The organism is Streptomyces sp. NPDC032940 (assembly GCF_040636935.1).
In the GTDB taxonomy this organism is placed as follows: Bacteria; Actinomycetota; Actinomycetes; order Streptomycetales; family Streptomycetaceae; genus Streptomyces.
The window spans coordinates 156,209-172,465 of sequence record NZ_JBEZVJ010000007.1 but is presented as its reverse complement, the minus strand read 5'-3'; the positions used below and the strand labels follow the sequence as shown (position 1 = coordinate 172,465).

14 protein-coding genes and 1 pseudogene are annotated in these 16,257 nt (G+C 73.4%); 3 read left to right on the top strand and 12 right to left on the bottom strand.

Annotated elements, in window-relative coordinates; translation table 11 throughout:
- Positions 1-42: 42 nt before the first annotated feature.
- From AB0E77_RS12460 to AB0E77_RS12445, 4 genes are all read right to left on the bottom strand, one after another.
- Positions 43-1,353 carry a glycosyl hydrolase gene (locus tag AB0E77_RS12460; protein ID WP_361569106.1) on the bottom strand — a complete coding sequence of 437 codons (1,311 nt, stop codon included), beginning with the start codon at positions 1,351-1,353 and terminating at the stop codon, positions 43-45.
- 66 nt (positions 1,354-1,419) lie between these two features.
- Positions 1,420-2,319: a carbohydrate ABC transporter permease gene (locus AB0E77_RS12455; RefSeq protein ID WP_361569314.1), complete on the bottom strand. Its 900-nt coding sequence runs from the start codon at positions 2,317-2,319 to the stop codon at positions 1,420-1,422.
- A gap of 5 nt (positions 2,320-2,324) precedes the next feature.
- On the bottom strand, positions 2,325-3,239 hold the full coding sequence (locus AB0E77_RS12450) for a sugar ABC transporter permease (RefSeq protein WP_361569104.1): 915 nt from the start codon (positions 3,237-3,239) through the stop codon (positions 2,325-2,327).
- 6 nt (positions 3,240-3,245) lie between these two features.
- Positions 3,246-4,538 carry a sugar ABC transporter substrate-binding protein gene (locus AB0E77_RS12445; RefSeq protein WP_361569102.1) on the bottom strand — a complete coding sequence of 431 codons (1,293 nt, stop codon included), beginning with the start codon at positions 4,536-4,538 and terminating at the stop codon, positions 3,246-3,248.
- Between the two features lie 217 nt (positions 4,539-4,755).
- On the opposite strand from AB0E77_RS12445, the gene AB0E77_RS12440 reads away from it, so the two are divergent.
- Both AB0E77_RS12440 and AB0E77_RS12435 read left to right on the top strand, forming a co-directional pair.
- Entirely contained in the window at positions 4,756-5,799 is a 1,044-nt protein-coding gene (locus AB0E77_RS12440) for a LacI family DNA-binding transcriptional regulator (RefSeq protein WP_361569101.1), read from the top strand.
- Positions 5,800-5,907: 108 nt separating this feature from the next.
- Positions 5,908-7,287, top strand: coding sequence for an amidase (locus tag AB0E77_RS12435; RefSeq protein ID WP_361569099.1), 1,380 nt, complete (start codon positions 5,908-5,910; stop codon positions 7,285-7,287).
- Between the two features lie 6 nt (positions 7,288-7,293).
- Here the strand turns inward: AB0E77_RS12435 and AB0E77_RS12430 are convergent, their stop codons facing one another.
- On the bottom strand, positions 7,294-7,776 hold the full coding sequence (locus AB0E77_RS12430; protein WP_361569097.1) for a GNAT family N-acetyltransferase: 483 nt from the start codon (positions 7,774-7,776) through the stop codon (positions 7,294-7,296).
- 46 nt (positions 7,777-7,822) lie between these two features.
- Complete coding sequence (locus tag AB0E77_RS12425) at positions 7,823-7,999, bottom strand: hypothetical protein (protein WP_361569095.1); 177 nt, start codon at positions 7,997-7,999, stop codon at positions 7,823-7,825.
- Positions 8,000-8,475: 476 nt separating this feature from the next.
- On the opposite strand from AB0E77_RS12425, the gene AB0E77_RS12420 reads away from it, so the two are divergent.
- Complete coding sequence (locus tag AB0E77_RS12420) at positions 8,476-8,919, top strand: hypothetical protein (RefSeq protein WP_361569093.1); 444 nt, start codon at positions 8,476-8,478, stop codon at positions 8,917-8,919.
- Positions 8,920-9,133: 214 nt separating this feature from the next.
- Here the strand turns inward: AB0E77_RS12420 and AB0E77_RS12415 are convergent, their stop codons facing one another.
- The 6 genes and pseudogenes from AB0E77_RS12415 to AB0E77_RS12390 all read right to left on the bottom strand — a co-directional run bounded on the left by AB0E77_RS12415 (position 9,134) and on the right by AB0E77_RS12390 (position 16,173).
- Positions 9,134-10,636, bottom strand: a complete 1,503-nt coding sequence (locus AB0E77_RS12415; protein ID WP_361569092.1) for an SDR family NAD(P)-dependent oxidoreductase — start codon at positions 10,634-10,636, stop codon at positions 9,134-9,136.
- Between the two features lie 104 nt (positions 10,637-10,740).
- Positions 10,741-12,081, bottom strand: a complete 1,341-nt coding sequence (locus tag AB0E77_RS12410) for a wax ester/triacylglycerol synthase family O-acyltransferase (RefSeq protein ID WP_361569090.1) — start codon at positions 12,079-12,081, stop codon at positions 10,741-10,743.
- A 291-nt stretch (positions 12,082-12,372) separates the two neighbouring features.
- Positions 12,373-12,732, bottom strand: a pseudogene (locus tag AB0E77_RS12405) (RICIN domain-containing protein); the annotation flags it as partial.
- Between the two features lie 171 nt (positions 12,733-12,903).
- Positions 12,904-14,124: a glucose-1-phosphate adenylyltransferase gene (gene glgC / locus AB0E77_RS12400; protein ID WP_361569088.1), complete on the bottom strand. Its 1,221-nt coding sequence runs from the start codon at positions 14,122-14,124 to the stop codon at positions 12,904-12,906.
- A 54-nt stretch (positions 14,125-14,178) separates the two neighbouring features.
- Positions 14,179-15,354: a glycogen synthase gene (gene glgA / locus AB0E77_RS12395; protein ID WP_361569087.1), complete on the bottom strand. Its 1,176-nt coding sequence runs from the start codon at positions 15,352-15,354 to the stop codon at positions 14,179-14,181.
- Between the two features lie 39 nt (positions 15,355-15,393).
- On the bottom strand, positions 15,394-16,173 hold the full coding sequence (locus AB0E77_RS12390) for a (2Fe-2S)-binding protein (protein WP_361569085.1): 780 nt from the start codon (positions 16,171-16,173) through the stop codon (positions 15,394-15,396).
- Between the last annotated feature and the right edge of the window lie 84 nt (positions 16,174-16,257).

Here is a 16,257-nt window from a genome sequence, read left to right as displayed (position 1 = left end):
GTTCCGGTGGTGCTGCGGCTGCTTTCCGGCGCGGCGGAGGGGTCAGGACGGGGGCCGGCCTGGAGTACAGCTCCCCCGCCGTACGCGGTCCGAACCGTGCGGGCCGGGGGCGGCGAGTGCGTCGTCGGGGGTGACGACCTCGGTGATGCCGCGGGCGGCGAGGTGCCCGGGGTCCGCGGCGCGTGTCTCGAGGACGGTGGTGGGTCGGGCGCCGTCGGCGACCAGCCGGAAGAAGGCGTCGAAGACGGCGCCGCCGGGCGCGCAGGCCGCGCGTGCGGCGGGGTCGGCCGGGACGGTCAGCGCGGTGGTGCGCGGGGCGGGGGCCGGGTGTGTTCCCCCGCGTGCCGCACGGGCCGCGCGGGCCAGGACCCGTGCCGTGTCCTTGGGGCGGCGGTCGTTGGTGAGCAGGCCGAGGCCGTACTCCAGCTCGGGGAAGTCGGCCAGCGCCCGGGACACGTCGTGGGAGCACCACCAGGTGACGCCCCACAGGTCCGGGCAGTCCAGGGCGTTCGCGACGGTCGCCTCGGTGAAGGCGGCGGCGTGCTCGGCGGGGACGAGGGGCGCGGGGGCGCCGACCTCCTGGAGCCAGACCGGGCGGTGCGGGTCGTCGGCCCACGCCTTGCTCAGCTCGACGAGGTAGGCGGCGTGGTGCTCGCTGGGCACGGAGGTGCGGCCGTGGCGCTGGGCGGTGCCGTTGAAGACCCAGGAGTGCACGGCCGTGACGGCGCCCCGGCGGGCGGCCTGGGCGGGGGTGAAGGGCTGGTCGTCCTGGTACCAGGTGGCGTCGTACTCGGCGTGCAGGTGCATGCGGCCCGGGGCGCCCTCCTCGCAGGCGGCCAGCATCCGATCCAGCCAGGCGTCGATCTGCTCGGCGGTGGCACGGTCCGGGTCGGGGTGGGGGCCGGCGGAGAACTGGTTGACCTCGTTGCCGAGGGTCATGCCGAGGAAGTTGGACCGGCCGGCGAGCGCGGCGGCGAGGGTGCGCAGATAGGCTGCCTGGCCCTCGACGACCTCGGGGTCGGTGAACAGGTTGCGGCGGTGCCAGGTGCGGGTCCAGGCCGGCAGGAAGTCGAAGCTGCTCAGGTGCCCCTGGAGGCCGTCCACGTTGACGTCGAGTCCGCGTTCGCCGGCCGCGTCGGCCAGCGCCACCAGGTGCTCCACCGCACGCTCGCGGATGAGGGAGCGGTTGGGCTGGAAGTAGGGCCACAGCGGGAAGACCCGGATGTGGTCCACGTCCAGCGCGGCGATCGAGTCGAGGTCGGCGCGCACGGAGTCGAGGTCGAAGTCGAGCCAGTGGTGGAACCACCCCTGGCTGGGGGTGTAGTTGACGCCGAAGCGCACGGCGGAAGGCATGCGGTGTCCTTGCTACGGGGAGGTTCGGGAGTCGGCCCTCGGCCCGGGGTCGTGTCCGGGCGGGAGTCAGCCCTTGACGGCGCCCTCGCCGACCCCGCGGAAGAAGTACCGCTGGAGGCAGGCGAAGAGGGCGATCAGCGGCGCCACGGCGATGACCGTGCCGGCCGCGACGAGCCGCTCGTCGTTGGCGAAGGTGCCGTGCAGGTAGTTGAGGCCGATGGTCAGGGTGAACTTGGACGGGTCGCTCAGCACGATCAGCGGCCACAGGAAGTCGTCCCAGGCGCCCATGAAGGCGAAGATCGCGACGACGGCGAGGGTGCCCTTCACCGACGGCAGCGCGATGCGGACGAAGCGCTGCCAGACGTTGGCGCCGTCGACGTAGGCCGCTTCCTCGATCTCGTAGGGGAGGTTGAGGAAGGCGTTGCGCATCAGCAGGACGTTCAGGGCGCTGACGCAGCCGGGCAGCAGGACGCCGACCAGGGTGTTGTTGAGGCCGAGCTCCCGCATGGTGGTGAACTGGGCGATGATGATGCCCTCCACGGGCACGAGCATGGCCAGGATGAACACCAGGGTGGTGACGCGCCGGCCGCGGTAGCGCAGGCGGGCCAGGGCGTAGCCGGCGAGGGCGGCGCCGACGCAGTTGGTGACCACGTTGGCGGCGGCGACCTTCAGCGAGTTCAGGGCGTAGTCCCAGACGGGGATGGTCTCGGCGACCCGCTCGTAGTTGTGCAGGGTCGGGTCGGCGGGCAGGAACGTCGGCGGGGAGCTGAAGATGTCCTCGGCCGGTCCCTTCAGCGAGGTCGACAGCTGCCACAGGAACGGGCCGATGGTCAGGGCGAGGACGCCGAGCAGGAGCAGGTAGCGCAGGGCGAGTTCCCAGGCCCGTACGCGGCGGCCGTGCTCGTCGGTGATCCGGGGTTCCCGGGCCGGGGCCTCGGGCCGGTCGGCGGGCCGTTCCTTCTCCATGATGCTCACGACTCCTCCTTCCGGTCGGCGCGCAGGACGAGCAGCATCAGGGCGACGGTGACGGCGAAGACGACGACGGAGATGGCGGAGGCGTAGCCGACGCGGCCGATCAGGCCGGTGCCGGTGCGCTGGACGAGCATGACGAGGGTGGTGTCCTCTCCGGCCGGGCCGCCGCTGGGGCCCGCCATCAGGTAGACCTCGGAGAACACCTTGAAGGCGGCGACCGAGGAGAGCGCCGCGACCAGCACCATGGTGGAGCGTACGGCGGGGACGGTGACGGTGAGGAAGCGGCGGACCGCGCCCGCGCCGTCCACGGCGGCGGCCTCGTGCAGTTCGCGGGGCACGTCGGCGAGCGCCGCGAGGTAGACGATCATGTAGTAGCCGAGGCCCTTCCAGACCGTGACGCCCATCGCGCTGAGCAGGATCAGCCACTGGTCGCTGAGGAAGCCGACCGGACTCGCGCCGAGCGTCTCCAGCAGGGAGTTGACCAGGCCGCGCTCGTCGAGCAGCCACACCCAGATCAGCCCGACGACGACGATCGAGGCGACGACCGGGGTGTAGAAGGCGGAGCGGAAGAAGGTGATGCCGGGGATGTTCTTCTGCACCAGCAGGGCGAGCAGCAGCGGCAGCAGGACGAGCGCGGGGACGACCCCGAGGACGTACAGGGTGCTGTTGCGCAGGCCGGTCCAGAACATGTCGTCGTGGAGCAGCTCGCGGAAGTTGGCGAGGCCCACGAACTCGCCCGGGACCAGGGTGCGGCGGTCGGTGAAGGAGTTGACCAGCGTGGAGACGAACGGGTACAGGATGAACGCGCCCGTGATCAGCAGGCCCGGAGCGGCGAACAGCCAGGGGCTGGTGGGAAGTTGGCGCCGCACGCGCCGGGCGGTGCGCCGGGGGCCGGTGAGGGTGGGACTCGCCATGACGCCTCAGCCCTGCTGCTTCAGGAGCCGGTCGCACGCCTTGACAGCGTTGTCGAGGGCTTCCTTCGGGCTCTGCTTGCCCTGGAGCGCCTTGGCGACCTCGTTGCGCAGCTCGGTCTTCATCTGCTCGCTGAAGAGCACCGGCGTGTAGTTGACGGCGTCCTTCAGGGACTTGGCGGCGGCGACCCGCACCCGGGTCCCGTCGGTGCCGTCCTCCCGGGTGAAGTACGGGGCGTCGAGCGAGCCGGCGGTGCTCGGGAAGATGGCGACCTGCTGGGCGAAGGACATCTGGTGCGCGGAGTTGGTGACGTAGTGCGCGAAGGCGACCGCTGCGGGCTTGCGCTCGCTCTGCGCGTTCACCATCAGGCCCATCACGTACATGTTGACGTGGCCGGTGCTGGTGATCTGGTCGGTGATGCCGATGTTCTCGTACAGGTTCGGCGCCTGCTTCTTGAAGTTGGCGAGGTCGAGGGCGCTGCCCGGGTTCATGGCGACGGCGCCGGTGAGGAACTTCTTGCCGGAGGACTCGGGGGTGGCGGTCAGTGCCTGCGGATCGAGGGCTTTGGCGTCGTACAACTCCTTGTACTTGGTGAGGAGTTCGACTCCCTTGGTGTCGTTGAAAGCGAAGGCGGTGCCCTCCTCGTCCATCAGTGGTACGCCGTAGCGGCCGAAGTCCTCGATGGTGGGCACGTTGGCGAGCGTGGCGACCTCGCCGTCCGTCCTGTCGGCGATCTTCAGGGCGGCGTCGAAGACCTCGTCGTAGGTCTTCGGCGGCTGCTCGGGGTCGAGCCCGGCCTTCTCGAAGAGCGACTTGTTGTAGAAGAGCGGACCGGTGTTGAGGTACCAGGGGAAGGCGTACGTGCCCTCCATGCCCGGTATCCGGTGGCTGGCCCAGGCGCCCTCCAGGTACTCCTTCTCGTACTGGCCGGCCGCCTTGTCCAGGTCGAGGGCGAGGCCGGCCTTGGCGAGCGGGGCGACGAGGTCCGGGGAGACGTTGACGACGTCGGGCAGGGTGCCGCCGGCGGCGTCGGCGCTGATCTTGTCGGCGTAGCCCTCGCCGGGCTGGTCGACCCACTTGACGTGGGTGTCGGGGTACTTCTCCTCGAAGGAGGCGATCAGATCCTCGAAGTACGGCTTGAAGTTGGCCCGCAGGTTCCAGGTCTGGAAGGTGATCTCCCCCTCGACCTTGCCCGAGGCGTCGGTCGAGCCGCCGCCGTCACCCCCCGAGCCGCAGGCACTCAGCGGCAGGACGAGAGCGGCTACGGCGGCTACGGCGAAGGTTCTGCGCGAGGTGGGCACGGTGACACGTCTCCCTGGAGGGCGTCGGCGGTGGGATGCCAGAGACCATGCACGGCGGGCTCGCGGAAAGTCAATGGATTCACGCCGACTAATGAAACCAGGGCAACATTAGTGCAGGTCAGAGCGGCATGGACGGGTGCTTGCCGGGAAGGACTAATGCGCTTTAGGATCTTTTCACTCAAGCGCTTTAGCTCGCACGGTGAAGAAAGGAGCGCGCATGCCCGCCAAGCGGCCCGCCGCGCGCCGGCCGACGATGAAGGACATCGCGCGGCGGGCCGGGGTCTCCGAGAGCGCGGTGTCGTTCGCGCTGAACGACCGGCCGGGGGTCTCCGAGATCACCCGGGACCGGGTGCGCCGGGTCGCCGAGCAGCTGGGCTGGCGGCCCAGTACGGCGGCCCGCGCCCTGTCCGGCGAGGGCGCCGCGACGATCGGCTTCGTGCTGGCCCGGCCCGCGCACACGCTGGGCGTGGACTCGTTCTTCCTGCAACTGGTCTCCGGCATCCAGGAGGTGCTGGCCCGGCGCCATCTCGGCCTGCTGTTCCAGGTGGCCGCGGACGTCGAGGACGAGTGCGCGGTCTACCGGCGCTGGTGGGCCGAGCACCGCGTGGACGGTGTGCTGGTGGTGGACCCGCGCACCGACGATCCGCGCCCCGACCTGCTCGACGGACTCGGGCTGCCCGCCGTGGTGATCGGCGGGGCGCCGGACGAGCGGCATCCGGGACTGTCGACGGTGTGGGCGGACGACGCCGGCGCGATGGCCGCGCTGGTGGACGGGCTGCACGCGCTCGGCCACCGGAGGATCGCGCACATCGCGGGGCTGCCGGGCCTCGCCCACACCGAGCGCCGGATCCGTGCCCTGCGCGCCGAGGCGGCGCGGCGCGGCCTCGAGGTGCAGTCCGTGCCGACCGACTACTCCGACGCGGAGGGGGCCGCCGTCACCCGCCGGGTCCTGGAGGCCGCCGCTCCCCCGACGGCCCTGATCTACGACAACGACGTGATGGCCGTCGCCGGGATCGCCGCCGCGACCGGGCTCGGCTTCTCGGTGCCGGCGGACGTGTCCGTGGTGGCCTGGGAGGACTCGGCGCTGTGCCGCATGGTCAGGCCGTGGCTGTCCGCGCTGTCCCGGGACAGCGTGGAGTTCGGCCGCACGGCGGCCACGGAGCTGACCGCCCTGCTGGACGGCGGCCCGGCCCGCACGGTCCGGGTTCCGGTGCCGCGGCTGATCGAGCGGGAGAGCACCGGACCGGCCCGGTCCGCCTGAGCGGCGTGGCCGACAGGTCCCGGACCCTCGACGGGAGGCGTCCGGGCGGGCAGAGTGCTGTCTGCGTACTCACCAGTAATCCCGTTCCCGCATCACCGAGGAGCTCCCGTGACCGACTGGGCCGGCCGGACCGCCACCGAGATCGCCGCCGCCGTACAGGAGAAGCGGGTCACGCCGCGCGAGGTCGTGGCGGAGCACCTCGCCCGCATCGAGCGGCTCGACGGCGGCGTCGGTGCCTTCCGGACGGTCCGCGCCGAGGCGGCCCTGGTCGAGGCCGAGGAGGTGGGCGCCCGGGACGATCTGGCCGAACTGCCGCTGGCCGGCGTCCCGGTGGCCGTCAAGGACAACCTCGCGGTGCGCGGCGAGTCCACCCGGGTCGGTTCCGCCGCGACGCCGGACACGCCGGCGACGGCCGACCACGTCACCGTGGCGCGGCTGCGGGCGGCGGGCGCGGTGGTCGTGGGGCTGACGAACGTGCCCGAGCTGTGCGTGTTCGGCACCACCGAGGGCGTGCACGGCACCTCCCTCAACCCGTGGGACCCGACGCGCACGGCGGGCGGTTCGTCGGGCGGCAGCGCCGCCGCGGTCGCCGCCGGGCTGGTGCCCCTCGCACTGGGCAACGACGGCATGGGCTCCCTGCGCATCCCGGCGGCGAACTGCGGACTGGTCACCATCAAGCCGGGCCACGGCGTGGTCCCGGCCGGCATCGGTGACGGCGACTGGTTCGGCATGTCCGAGAACGGGCCGCTGGCCACCACCGTCGAGGACGCCCGCCTGATGCTCTCGGTGCTCGCGGACGCCCCCGAGACCGACGCCGCGGACGACACGACGGAAGGCGGACGGTTCCGCCGCACGGTCCCGGACACCCTCCGGGTCGCCGTCTCCCTCCGCAGCCCACTCGCCGGCGTCACCGTCTCCCGCCCGTACGCGGACGCCGTCCGGGAGGCGGCCGGGGTGCTGATGCGGGCCGGGCACCAGGTACGGCGGGCCGACCCGCCCTACCCGGCGTCGCTGGGCCTGACCGCCGTGGCCCACTGGACGGCGGGCACCTCGGTGGACGCACGGGGACTCGACCCGCGCCGGCTGACGCGGCGCACCCGGGTGCACGCGGGCATCGGGCGACGCTTCGTGCGCACCGTGACCGGCGGTGAGAGCCGGCAGCGGCTGCGCGAGCGCCTGGAGCCGTTCTTCGCCGAGTACGACGTGCTGCTCACCCCGGCGCTGGCCCGCCGCTCGCCCCAGGCGGGCCCGTGGCACGAGCGGGGCTGGCTGCGCAATGTGGCGGCCAACTCGGCGTACTCCCCGTTCACCCCGCCGTGGAACCTGACCGGCTGGCCCGCGATGTCCGTGCCCTTCGGGGCACTGCCGTCGGGCGCCCCCTGCGCCGTGCAACTGGTGGGGCGCCCGGGGTCGGAGGCGACGCTGCTGGAACTGGCGGAGCGGATCGAGGCGCTGCGCCCGTGGCGGCGTACGGCGCCGCTGGACTGACCGGTCCTAGAGAGCGCGGTACATGATGTGCAGGCCGACCGGCCCGTGCCGCGGATGGTCGAAGGCGTCCGGGACCGTGCCGAGGATCGTGAAACCGAGGGCGGTCCAGAGCCGGACGGCCGGGTTGGTCTCGACGACGGCGTTGAAGACCATGCCCCGGTAGCCGTCGGCCCTGGCACTCTCCAGGACGTACTCGGCGAGGGCCCGGCCGGTGCCGCGGCCGGCCCGGTCGGGGTCGACCATGAAGCCGGCGTTGGCGATGCGGGCGGCGGGGCCGCCGTAGTTGGGGGTGACATAGGCGGAGGCGACGACGGTGCCGGTGTCGTCCTCGACGACGTGGACCCGCTTGGCGGGGTTCATCCACAGCTCCCGGGCCGCGTCCTCGGGGGTGTCCGGGTCCCAGGCGTAGGTCTCGCCGGCCGCGACGATGCGGTGCCAGAAGGGCCAGATCTGCGGCCAGTCGCCGGCCGTCGCTTCCCTGATCAGCATGGGCGTGAGTCTGGCACGCCCATGCTGCCGGCGAGCGCCGCGGGGCTCAGTCCACGCTGGGCAGGATGTGCGGCTCGGCGAGGTCGTCCTCGTAGCCCGCGAGGCGGATGGGGGCGGACCGCGCCCACACGTCGAGGCTGCCGATCTCTCCTGGCCGGCGTCCCGCGCGCCCGGCGCGTTCCTCGGGGCGTTGTTCGGGGTTCGTCGTCGTCTCCGGTGTCACCGCGCACTCCTTATGTGTCGGGTCACCCTCGGGGCCTGTCGGCCAGTCTGCCGTCCGGCACTCGGCGCCCGCTCGGGTCTGAGTCGCATGCAGTTCGGACGCGGTGGCGCCGGTAACTCGTGCGGGAGCGGGCCGTTGTGGACGGGCTCGTCCCATGACGGACCGTGGGTGCGGGTACGCCCCCGGTAGTGTCTGTCCGTCCGCTCCAGATTAACCAGATGAGCGGGGGTGCGCTCTATGGGGCTCAAAAACATGGGGCAACCATTGCCCGCCGCCCCGCGCTCAGTTGGGGACAGTCTGCCGCGATTCCTCACTTTTCGCCCGGTGCGCGGCTCACCCGTTCGGCTCACATCCCGGCCGCGTCTTCGGATGCCGGCGCCGGGTGGCCGTGCCGTTCAGGTGCCGTTGGCTGCGTCGCAAGCTCGCCATGGTGGGCTGGCGGTCCGCAACGGCTGTCTCGTGGGAGGGACCGGGGCATGGAACTGCGCAGTGTCGAGGAGCTGATGGACCTGTTGTACGCCTGCCGGGGCGCACGGCCGCCCTCCGGTCACGGCGACGGCCCCGCGGATCCGTACGGGCACGCGCTGCGGACCGCGGCGCTGCTGCGCCGGCGGCGCCCCGCCGACAAGGAGCTCCAGGTGGCGGGGCTGGTGTCGGTGGCGGGGAGGCTGCTGTGGCCGGGCGGCCCGGCCGGCCGCACGGGCGACGCGGTCCGGCCGCTGCTCGGCCCGCGCGTGGCGCATCTGCTGTACGGGCACGCCCTCGCGGACGCCCGGTCCCGCGACGACGACGTGCTCGGCCTGCGCCAGGCCGACGAGGAGGCGCGTACCGCCGTCTTCGACGCCGGGGTCCTGGAGGACTGGCGCACGGTGCTGGAGCTGCTGGCGGCACGCAACTCGCGGCTGGGAGCGGTCGACTGACCGGTTCCGCCGCGGGTGCGCGCGAGGCGTGCCCGAGATCAGGGTGGCCGCGCGGTGCCCGCCGGGAGTGGGCGACGGGCCCGAGGGGGCCCGTATGGAGTCGAACCACGAAGTACGCGTGACCCCGGCGCACCGGGCACGCCGGCGCACCTCCACGGTAGGACGGCCGCCGGTGAACGGGCCAGCGGATTACGTCCGTCGGCCCGTCGCCCCATCACCACTTGCCGGGCGCGTAGTCCTTGAGGAAGACGCCGTACAGGTCCTCGCCCGCCTCGCCGCGCACCACCGGGTCGTAGACGCGGGCGGCGCCGTCGACCAGGTCGAGCGGGGCGTGGAAGCCTGCCTCGGCCAGGCGCAGCTTGTCGTAGTGGGGGCGTTCGTCGGTGATCCAGCCGGTGTCGACCGAGGTCATCAGGATGCGGTCGGTGTCGAACATCTCCTGGGCGCTGGTCCGCGTCACCATGTTCATGGCGGCCTTGGCGGCGTTGGTGTTCGGGTGGCCCGCGCCCTTGTAGCCGCGGGCGAACACGCCCTCCATCGCGGAGACGTTGACGACGTAGGCGCGTCCCGAGGAGGCCCGGCGCGCGGCCTCGGCCATGGCCGGCCGGAGCTTGCTGATGAGGATGAACGGCGACGTGTAGTTGCACAGCTGGGTCTCGAGCAGCTCCACCGGGGAGATCTGTTCGATGGTCTGCACCCAGGTGTTGGTGTCGACGACGTCGGGGAGCAGGCCGCCGGCGTCGATGGCGGTGCCCTCGCGGTGCCGGACCACGCTGGCGTTGCCGGCGACCAGGGCGAGGTCGGCGACCTTCTGCGCGTCGAGCCCGGAGGCGCCGACGGGCAGCGCGGCCAGTCCGTCCACCGCACCGGAGTTGAAGGCGCCGATGACGTGGTGGGCGGGCAGCTCGCCGGCCGGCAGCGGGGCGCTCTCGCCGTCGACGAGGGCGGCGTAGGCGGAGGGCAGGCGGCGCACCGTCTGGGTGGCGTTGTTGATCAGGATGTCGAGCGGGCCCTGCTCGGTGACCTGGTCGGCCAGCGCCACGGCCTGGGCGGGGTCGCGCAGGTCGATGCCGACGACCTCCAGGCGGTGGATCCAGTCGGCGGAGTCGTCCATGGCCTTGAAGCGGCGGATGGCGTCCTTGGGGAACCGGGTCGTGATCGTGGTGTGCGCGCCGTCCCGCAGCAGCCGGAGCGCGATGTACATGCCGATCTTGGCCCGGCCGCCGGTGAGCAGCGCGCGCTTGCCGGTGAGGTCGGCGCGGGCGTCGCGCCGGGCCCGGTTCTCGGCGGCGCAGTCCGGGCAGAGCTGGTGGTAGAAGTAGTCGACCTCGACGTACCGCCCCTTGCAGACGTAGCAGGAGCGCGGACGCTGGAGTATCCCCGCGATCGAGCCCTCCTCGGTGCGGGAGGAGGGCAGGATGCCCTCGGTCTCGTCGTCGATGCGCTCGGCGGACCCGGTGGCGGTGGCCTCGGTGACCGCCTTGTCGTGCGCCGTCTTGGCGGCCCGGCGCTCCTGGCGGCGGCGCTGCTTGACCATCCGGTAGATGTGCGAGGTGGCCCGGCGGACCGCGATCGCGTCGGGGTGGTCGACGTCCAGCTCGTCGAGCTCCTTCAGCACGCTCAGACAGACGGCGAGCCGCTCCGGGTCGATGCCGGGGCCGTACGTGGAGGCGTTCACCTCGTCCGTGGTCGCCGGGCCGTCCTGTGTCACCGTCATCGCCGCTGCCGTTCCCTGGGTCACCGTGGCGGCGCTCCGAGACGCGGCCGCTGTCGAACAGCGGATTTTATTCAGCGCGGGGCCCGGATCCAAACCCGTCCACGTCAGGGACCGCAGGCAGTGAGCAAGGTCTCCACCTCCTCGGACAGGGCCACCGCGAACCGGTCGAGGTCCGGCACGGCCTTCGCGTCGGCGACCAGCCCGTAGTGGACCCTCCCCCGGTATGTCGAGACGGCGACCGCCAGGGAGTGGCCGCGGGCCAGCGGGGCGAGCGGATAGACCTCGGTGAGCGGGTGTCCGCCGAGCCGCAGGCCGAGGCTGGGCAGGGGCACGCTGGTGACGAGGATGTCGAACCAGAGCCGGGCGGCCTGGCCGACGAGGGGGCCGCCGAGCCGGTGGCCGAGCGCCGGGACGTGGTCGGCGAGCAGGGCGACCGCGCCGGCGCCCCGCCCGGGTCCGGCGTCCTTGTTGCGGTCCATCGCGGCGCGCACGGTGCCCAGCCGGGACAGCGGGTCGGGGTCGCCGACCGGAAGCCGCGTCAAGTAGCCGGAGAGCCGGTTGCCCTGCGGGTGGGCGGTGCGGGGGCGGCGCTGGGAGACGGGGATCAGGGCGCGGGGTGCGACGCCCTCGCTGCCGTCGCCGCGCTCGTCCAGCCAGCGGCGCAGGGCACCGGCGACGACCGCGATCACGACGTCGTTGACGGTGCCGCCGACGGTCTTGCGGATCGTGTGCACGTCGTCGAGGTCGACGACCGTGCCCGCGATGCGGCGGGTGCCGGAGGGCTCGGCGGTGAGGGCGGGCGAGGAGCGCACGTCGAGGCCGGCCAGGGCGGCGGAGGCGCCGATGTCCAGGGCGCGTCCCGCGTCGGACAGGGCGCCGCGGACCAGGCCCGGCAGGGTGCGCACGTCCGGCAGGAGGCCGCGCCGGGGCGTCTCGGGCCGGGGCCGGGGCGCGGGCAGGTCCATGGGGTCGAGGACGCCCGCGGCGAGGGCCAGGGCGCGCAGTCCGTCGGCCAGGGCGTGGTGGAACTTGAACAGCACGGCGAAGGACTCGCCGTCCGCGCCGGGCAGCACGTGTGCTTCCCAGGGCGGCCGGCCGCGCTCCAGCGGGCGCTCCATCAGGCGGCCGGCGCGGGCGTGGAAGTCCGTCGTCGGGGCGTGCAGCCGGACGTGGTCGAGCGGGTCGAAGTGCGGGTCGGGCTCGCGGGTGGCGCCGCCGAAGGAGAGGGGCCGGCGCAGGGCGAGCGGCGCCTGCCACGTGTCCCGGATCCGCATCCGCAGCCCGGGGACCGCCGGCGCGCGGGCCGCGAGCAGGTCCGCCGCATGGGCGCCCGCGGTGGGCGAGTGGGCCGGGAAGACGCCGAGCGCCGCGAGGTGCATGGGGTGCTCGGCGGACTCGATGTTCCAGAACGCCAGGTCGAGGGGAGCGAGCGGATCGGCAGTCACGGGGGCGCCTCGCAAGGACGACGGAGGGACGAACAGTCAAACCCTCCCCCGCGACTACGGTCAAGTACGATCGGGTTACGCACCGTTAACGGGAGATTAAAGTCACGCCCTCGTCGACAGGGGCAGGGCTGCCGGGACCATGGGGGGTCTGTGCTCACGGCGGCGGACCCGGTGACCGGGCCCGCCGCCGTTCCCCACCCGTACGGCTGCGGGCCGACCGGCGTAGGGCCGTCACGCCGTCGTGCCGTGCGGTGCCGGGCCGTGCGGTGCCGGGCCGGGCGCGTCAGCTCAGACGAAGCGCCACAGGTGGTCGTCGGTGCCGTTGTCCCCGTACTGCACGACGCGCGCGTTGTTGGCCGTGGACATGCCGTCGACGGCGAGCACCTTGCCGATGTGCTTGTTCCGGACGCGTCGGAAGGGCGGTCCGGGGACCCCGGGGTGCCGTCCGGAGCGGCGGTCGGGAAGGAGACGGTGCGCAGCCGGGCGGCGGCCACCGGAATCAGGGTGACCTTCTCGACCGGCGCGGTGGAGCGGGCGGGCCCGGCTGGAGCGGCGCGACCACGTGCTCGTCGTCCGCGACCCGCTCGGGGATGCGGCAGGCCTCGGCGGGGGCTGGACGGGCACGGTGTCGTGGGTGAACGGATTGGCCGCGACGCGGGCCCGGGTCCGGCGGAAGACGGGCGCGGCGCCGGGCACCGGTCCGTTGATCCAGGGCGTGGTGGCGTGGACCTCAAGCCGCGGCGCCGGGGGTGGACTGGTTGTATTGCTCGCCCTCCAGGCCGTGGACCTCCGCTGGGCCGTCGCGGAGCGCTCGTGGTGCGGTCAGGGCACGCGCTGCCCCTTCCCGAGGGCGATGACCCCGCCCTTGGACACGGTGTACAGGTCGGCGTCCCGCTCCGGGTTGACGCCGATCGTCGCGCCCGGCGGCACCTCCACGTTCTTGTCCAGCACCGCCCCGCGTACCACGGCGCCCCGGCCGATGTGCACGTTGTCGTGGAGCACCGAGCCCTGCACGACCGCCCCGGGGTCGATGACCACGCCCGGCGACAGCACGGACCGGGTGACCTGGCCGCGGATCAGGCACCCCGCGCTGATGATCGACTCGCCGGCCATGCCGCCCGCGTTGAAGCGGGCCGGGGACAGCTGGGCGGAGTGGGTGTAGACGGGCCAGTCCCGGTTGTAGAGGTTGAAGGCGGGCCGCTCGGCGATCAGGTCCATGTGGGCGTCGTAGTACGCGTCGAGGGTGCCGACGTCCCGCCAGTAGCCCTGGTCGCGGGAGGTCTCCCCCGGCACGTGGTTGCCGCTGAAGTCGTAGAGCGCGGCCTGGCCCCGGTCGGTGAGCTGAGGCAGGATCGAGCCGCCCATGTCGTGCACGGACCGCGGGTCCTCGGCGTCCCGCTGCAGGGCGTCGACGAGGGCCTTGGTCGTGAAGACGTAGTTGCCCATCGAGGCGAAGACGCGGTCCGGGTCGTCGGCGAGCCCCGGCGGGTCGGCGGGCTTCTCCAGGAAGCCGGTGACGGTGCGGCCGTCGGGCCCCGGGGTGATCACGCCGAACGACGAGGACTCGGTGCGCGGCACCCGTATCCCGGCGACGGTGACGCCCGCGCCGGACTCGATGTGCTGGGCGAGCATCTGGCGCGGGTCCATCCGGTAGACGTGGTCGGCGCCGAACACCGCGACGTACTCGGGCTGTTCGTCGTGCACCAGGTTCAGCGACTGGAGGATCGCGTCGGCGCTCCCCAGGTACCAGCGCGGCCCGAGGCGCTGCTGGGCGGGGACCGGGGTGACGTAGTTGCCGAGCAGGCTGGACATCCGCCAGGTGGTGGTGATGTGCCGGTCCAGCGAGTGCGACTTGTACTGCGTGAGCACGCAGATCCGCAGGATGTCGCCGTTCACCAGGTTGGACAGCACGAAGTCGACCAGGCGGTACGTGCCGCCGAAGGTGACCGCGGGTTTGGCGCGGTCGGCGGTCAGGGGCATCAGACGCTTGCCCTCCCCGCCCGCGAGCACGATTCCGAGCACCGAAGGACCACCACGACGCATGGCCGCTCCCCTCACCCTCGTTGGTGGCCCATGCCTGCCCGTGGGCCCGGCCGCCTAAGCCTGTTCGAGCGTCTCCTCGTAGAGCCGGACCGTGCGGCGGGCGACCGCGTCCCAGCCGAACTCGTCCACCGCGCGCCGCCGTCCCGCCTCGCCCATGCGCCGGGCCGCCGCCGGGTCGCCGAGGACGGAGTCCAGCGCCCGGGTCAGGCCCGCCTCGAACTCCTCGTCCCCGTGGTCGCCCCCGTCCTCGTCCCTGGGGACGAGCACTCCCGTCTCGCCGTCCGCCACGACCTCGGGGATGCCGCCGACGCGGGACGCCACCACAGGCGTGCCGCAGGCCATCGCCTCCAGGTTGACGATGCCCAGGGGTTCGTACACCGAGGGGCACACGAAGACGGCGGCGTGGGTCAGCAGCTGGATCACCTCCGGGCGCGGCAGCATCCGCGGTATCCAGTGCACACCCTCGCGGGTCCGGCTCAGTCCGGCGAACAGGTCGCGGAACTCGCGGTCGATCTCCGGGGTGTCCGGGGCGCCCGCGCACAGCACGACCTGAACGGCCGGATCGATGCCGCGCACCGCCCGCAGCAGGTGGGGCACGCCCTTCTGGCGGGTGATGCGGCCGACGAACAGGACGTACGGCCGGGAACGGTCCAGGCCGATCCGCTCCAGGACGCCGGTGTCCGGGTCGGGCCGGTAGAGGCCGGTGTCGATGCCGTTGTGGATCACGTGGACCCGGGACGCGTCCAGGGCCGGATAGCAGGCCAGGATGTCCTCGCGCATGGCGCCGGAGACCGCGACGACGGCGTCGGCGGACTCGACGGCGGTGCGTTCGGCCCAGCCGGACAGGGCGTAACCGCCACCGAGCTGCTCGGCCTTCCAGGGGCGCAGCGGCTCCAGCGAGTGCGCGGTCACGACGTGCGGGATGCCGTGGAGCCGCTGGGCGAGGCTGCCGCCGAGGTTCGCGTACCAGGTGTGGGAGTGGACGAGCTCGCGGCCCTCCAGGGCGGCGGCCATGGCCAGGTCCACGGAGAAGGTGCGCAGCGCGTCGTTGGCGCCGTCGAGGGCGGTCCACGGGCGGTGGCGCAGCACGCCGTCGGCGCGCCCCTCGCCCCAGCAGTGCACGTCCAGGTCGACGAGGCGGCCGAGCTCCCGGGCGAGGAACTCGACGTGGACACCCGCGCCGCCGTACACGTCGGGCGGGTACTCCCGGGTCAGCAGTCCCACACGCACCCGGAACCTCCCCCTGCTCGGCGGCTGGTCCCCTCATGGTCACTCAGACGGGGCGTCCGGGGAAGAGCGCGGGGGCCGGGAGAAGCAGCAGTCGCCGCAGACACCGCCGCCGGGCACGCGGTAGTAGAGGCAGCAGCTGCGGCGCCGGAAGGCGGTGCCGGCGCCGGTCAGGGTGCCGGTGCCGGCGAGGAGCGGGTGCCCGAGCAGTCCGGCGGTGAGCGAGCGGGCGCGGGCGGCGGCGTCGGTACGGCCGTGGCGGCGGGCCCAGCGGTCCAGTTCGCGGCCGGCGCCGGCCAGGGCGGAGGCGGCGTTGCCCCACAGCAGGCCGGCCGCGAGGCGGTACCGGGCGCGCAGGGCCGCCGTCAGTGGTGCCAGGTGGCCGTCGAGCACGGCCTCCGCCACGGTGGCGGCGTCCCCCGGCCGCGTGGGCGCCGCAGCCGGACGCGTCCCGGCGAGCCAGAGGTCGTCGGGGGCGGTGGCGTCGGGGTCCCAGTGAAGCAGACCGGGTTCCAGGAGGGGGACCCGGCCGTACAGGACGGCACAGCCGAGCGTCACCGACCAGAGACGGGCGGCGAGCCCCTGGTGCGCCACGGAGGCGGCGATCCGGGTCTCTGGGGCGCCGAGTGCGGCGGCGACCTTCCGGACGCGGAAGGCGAGGGGGTCGTCGAACGCGGGCCCGTGGGAGGGCCCGTCGACGGGGTTCTCCCGGTAGGCGTGGGCGAGGGTGGCGAGCGGACGGTGCGGGGGCGGGCCGGAGGCGCGCAGCACGAAGAAGCCGCCGAGCGGGCGGAGGGCGGCGAGGCCGGGGTCGAGGTCCACGGAGAGCAGTAGTATCAAGGCCCCTACGGGGCACGGTCAGGGGTCCTCGACGCGCGGCGCCCACCCTGGGGAGGACGGCGCCGT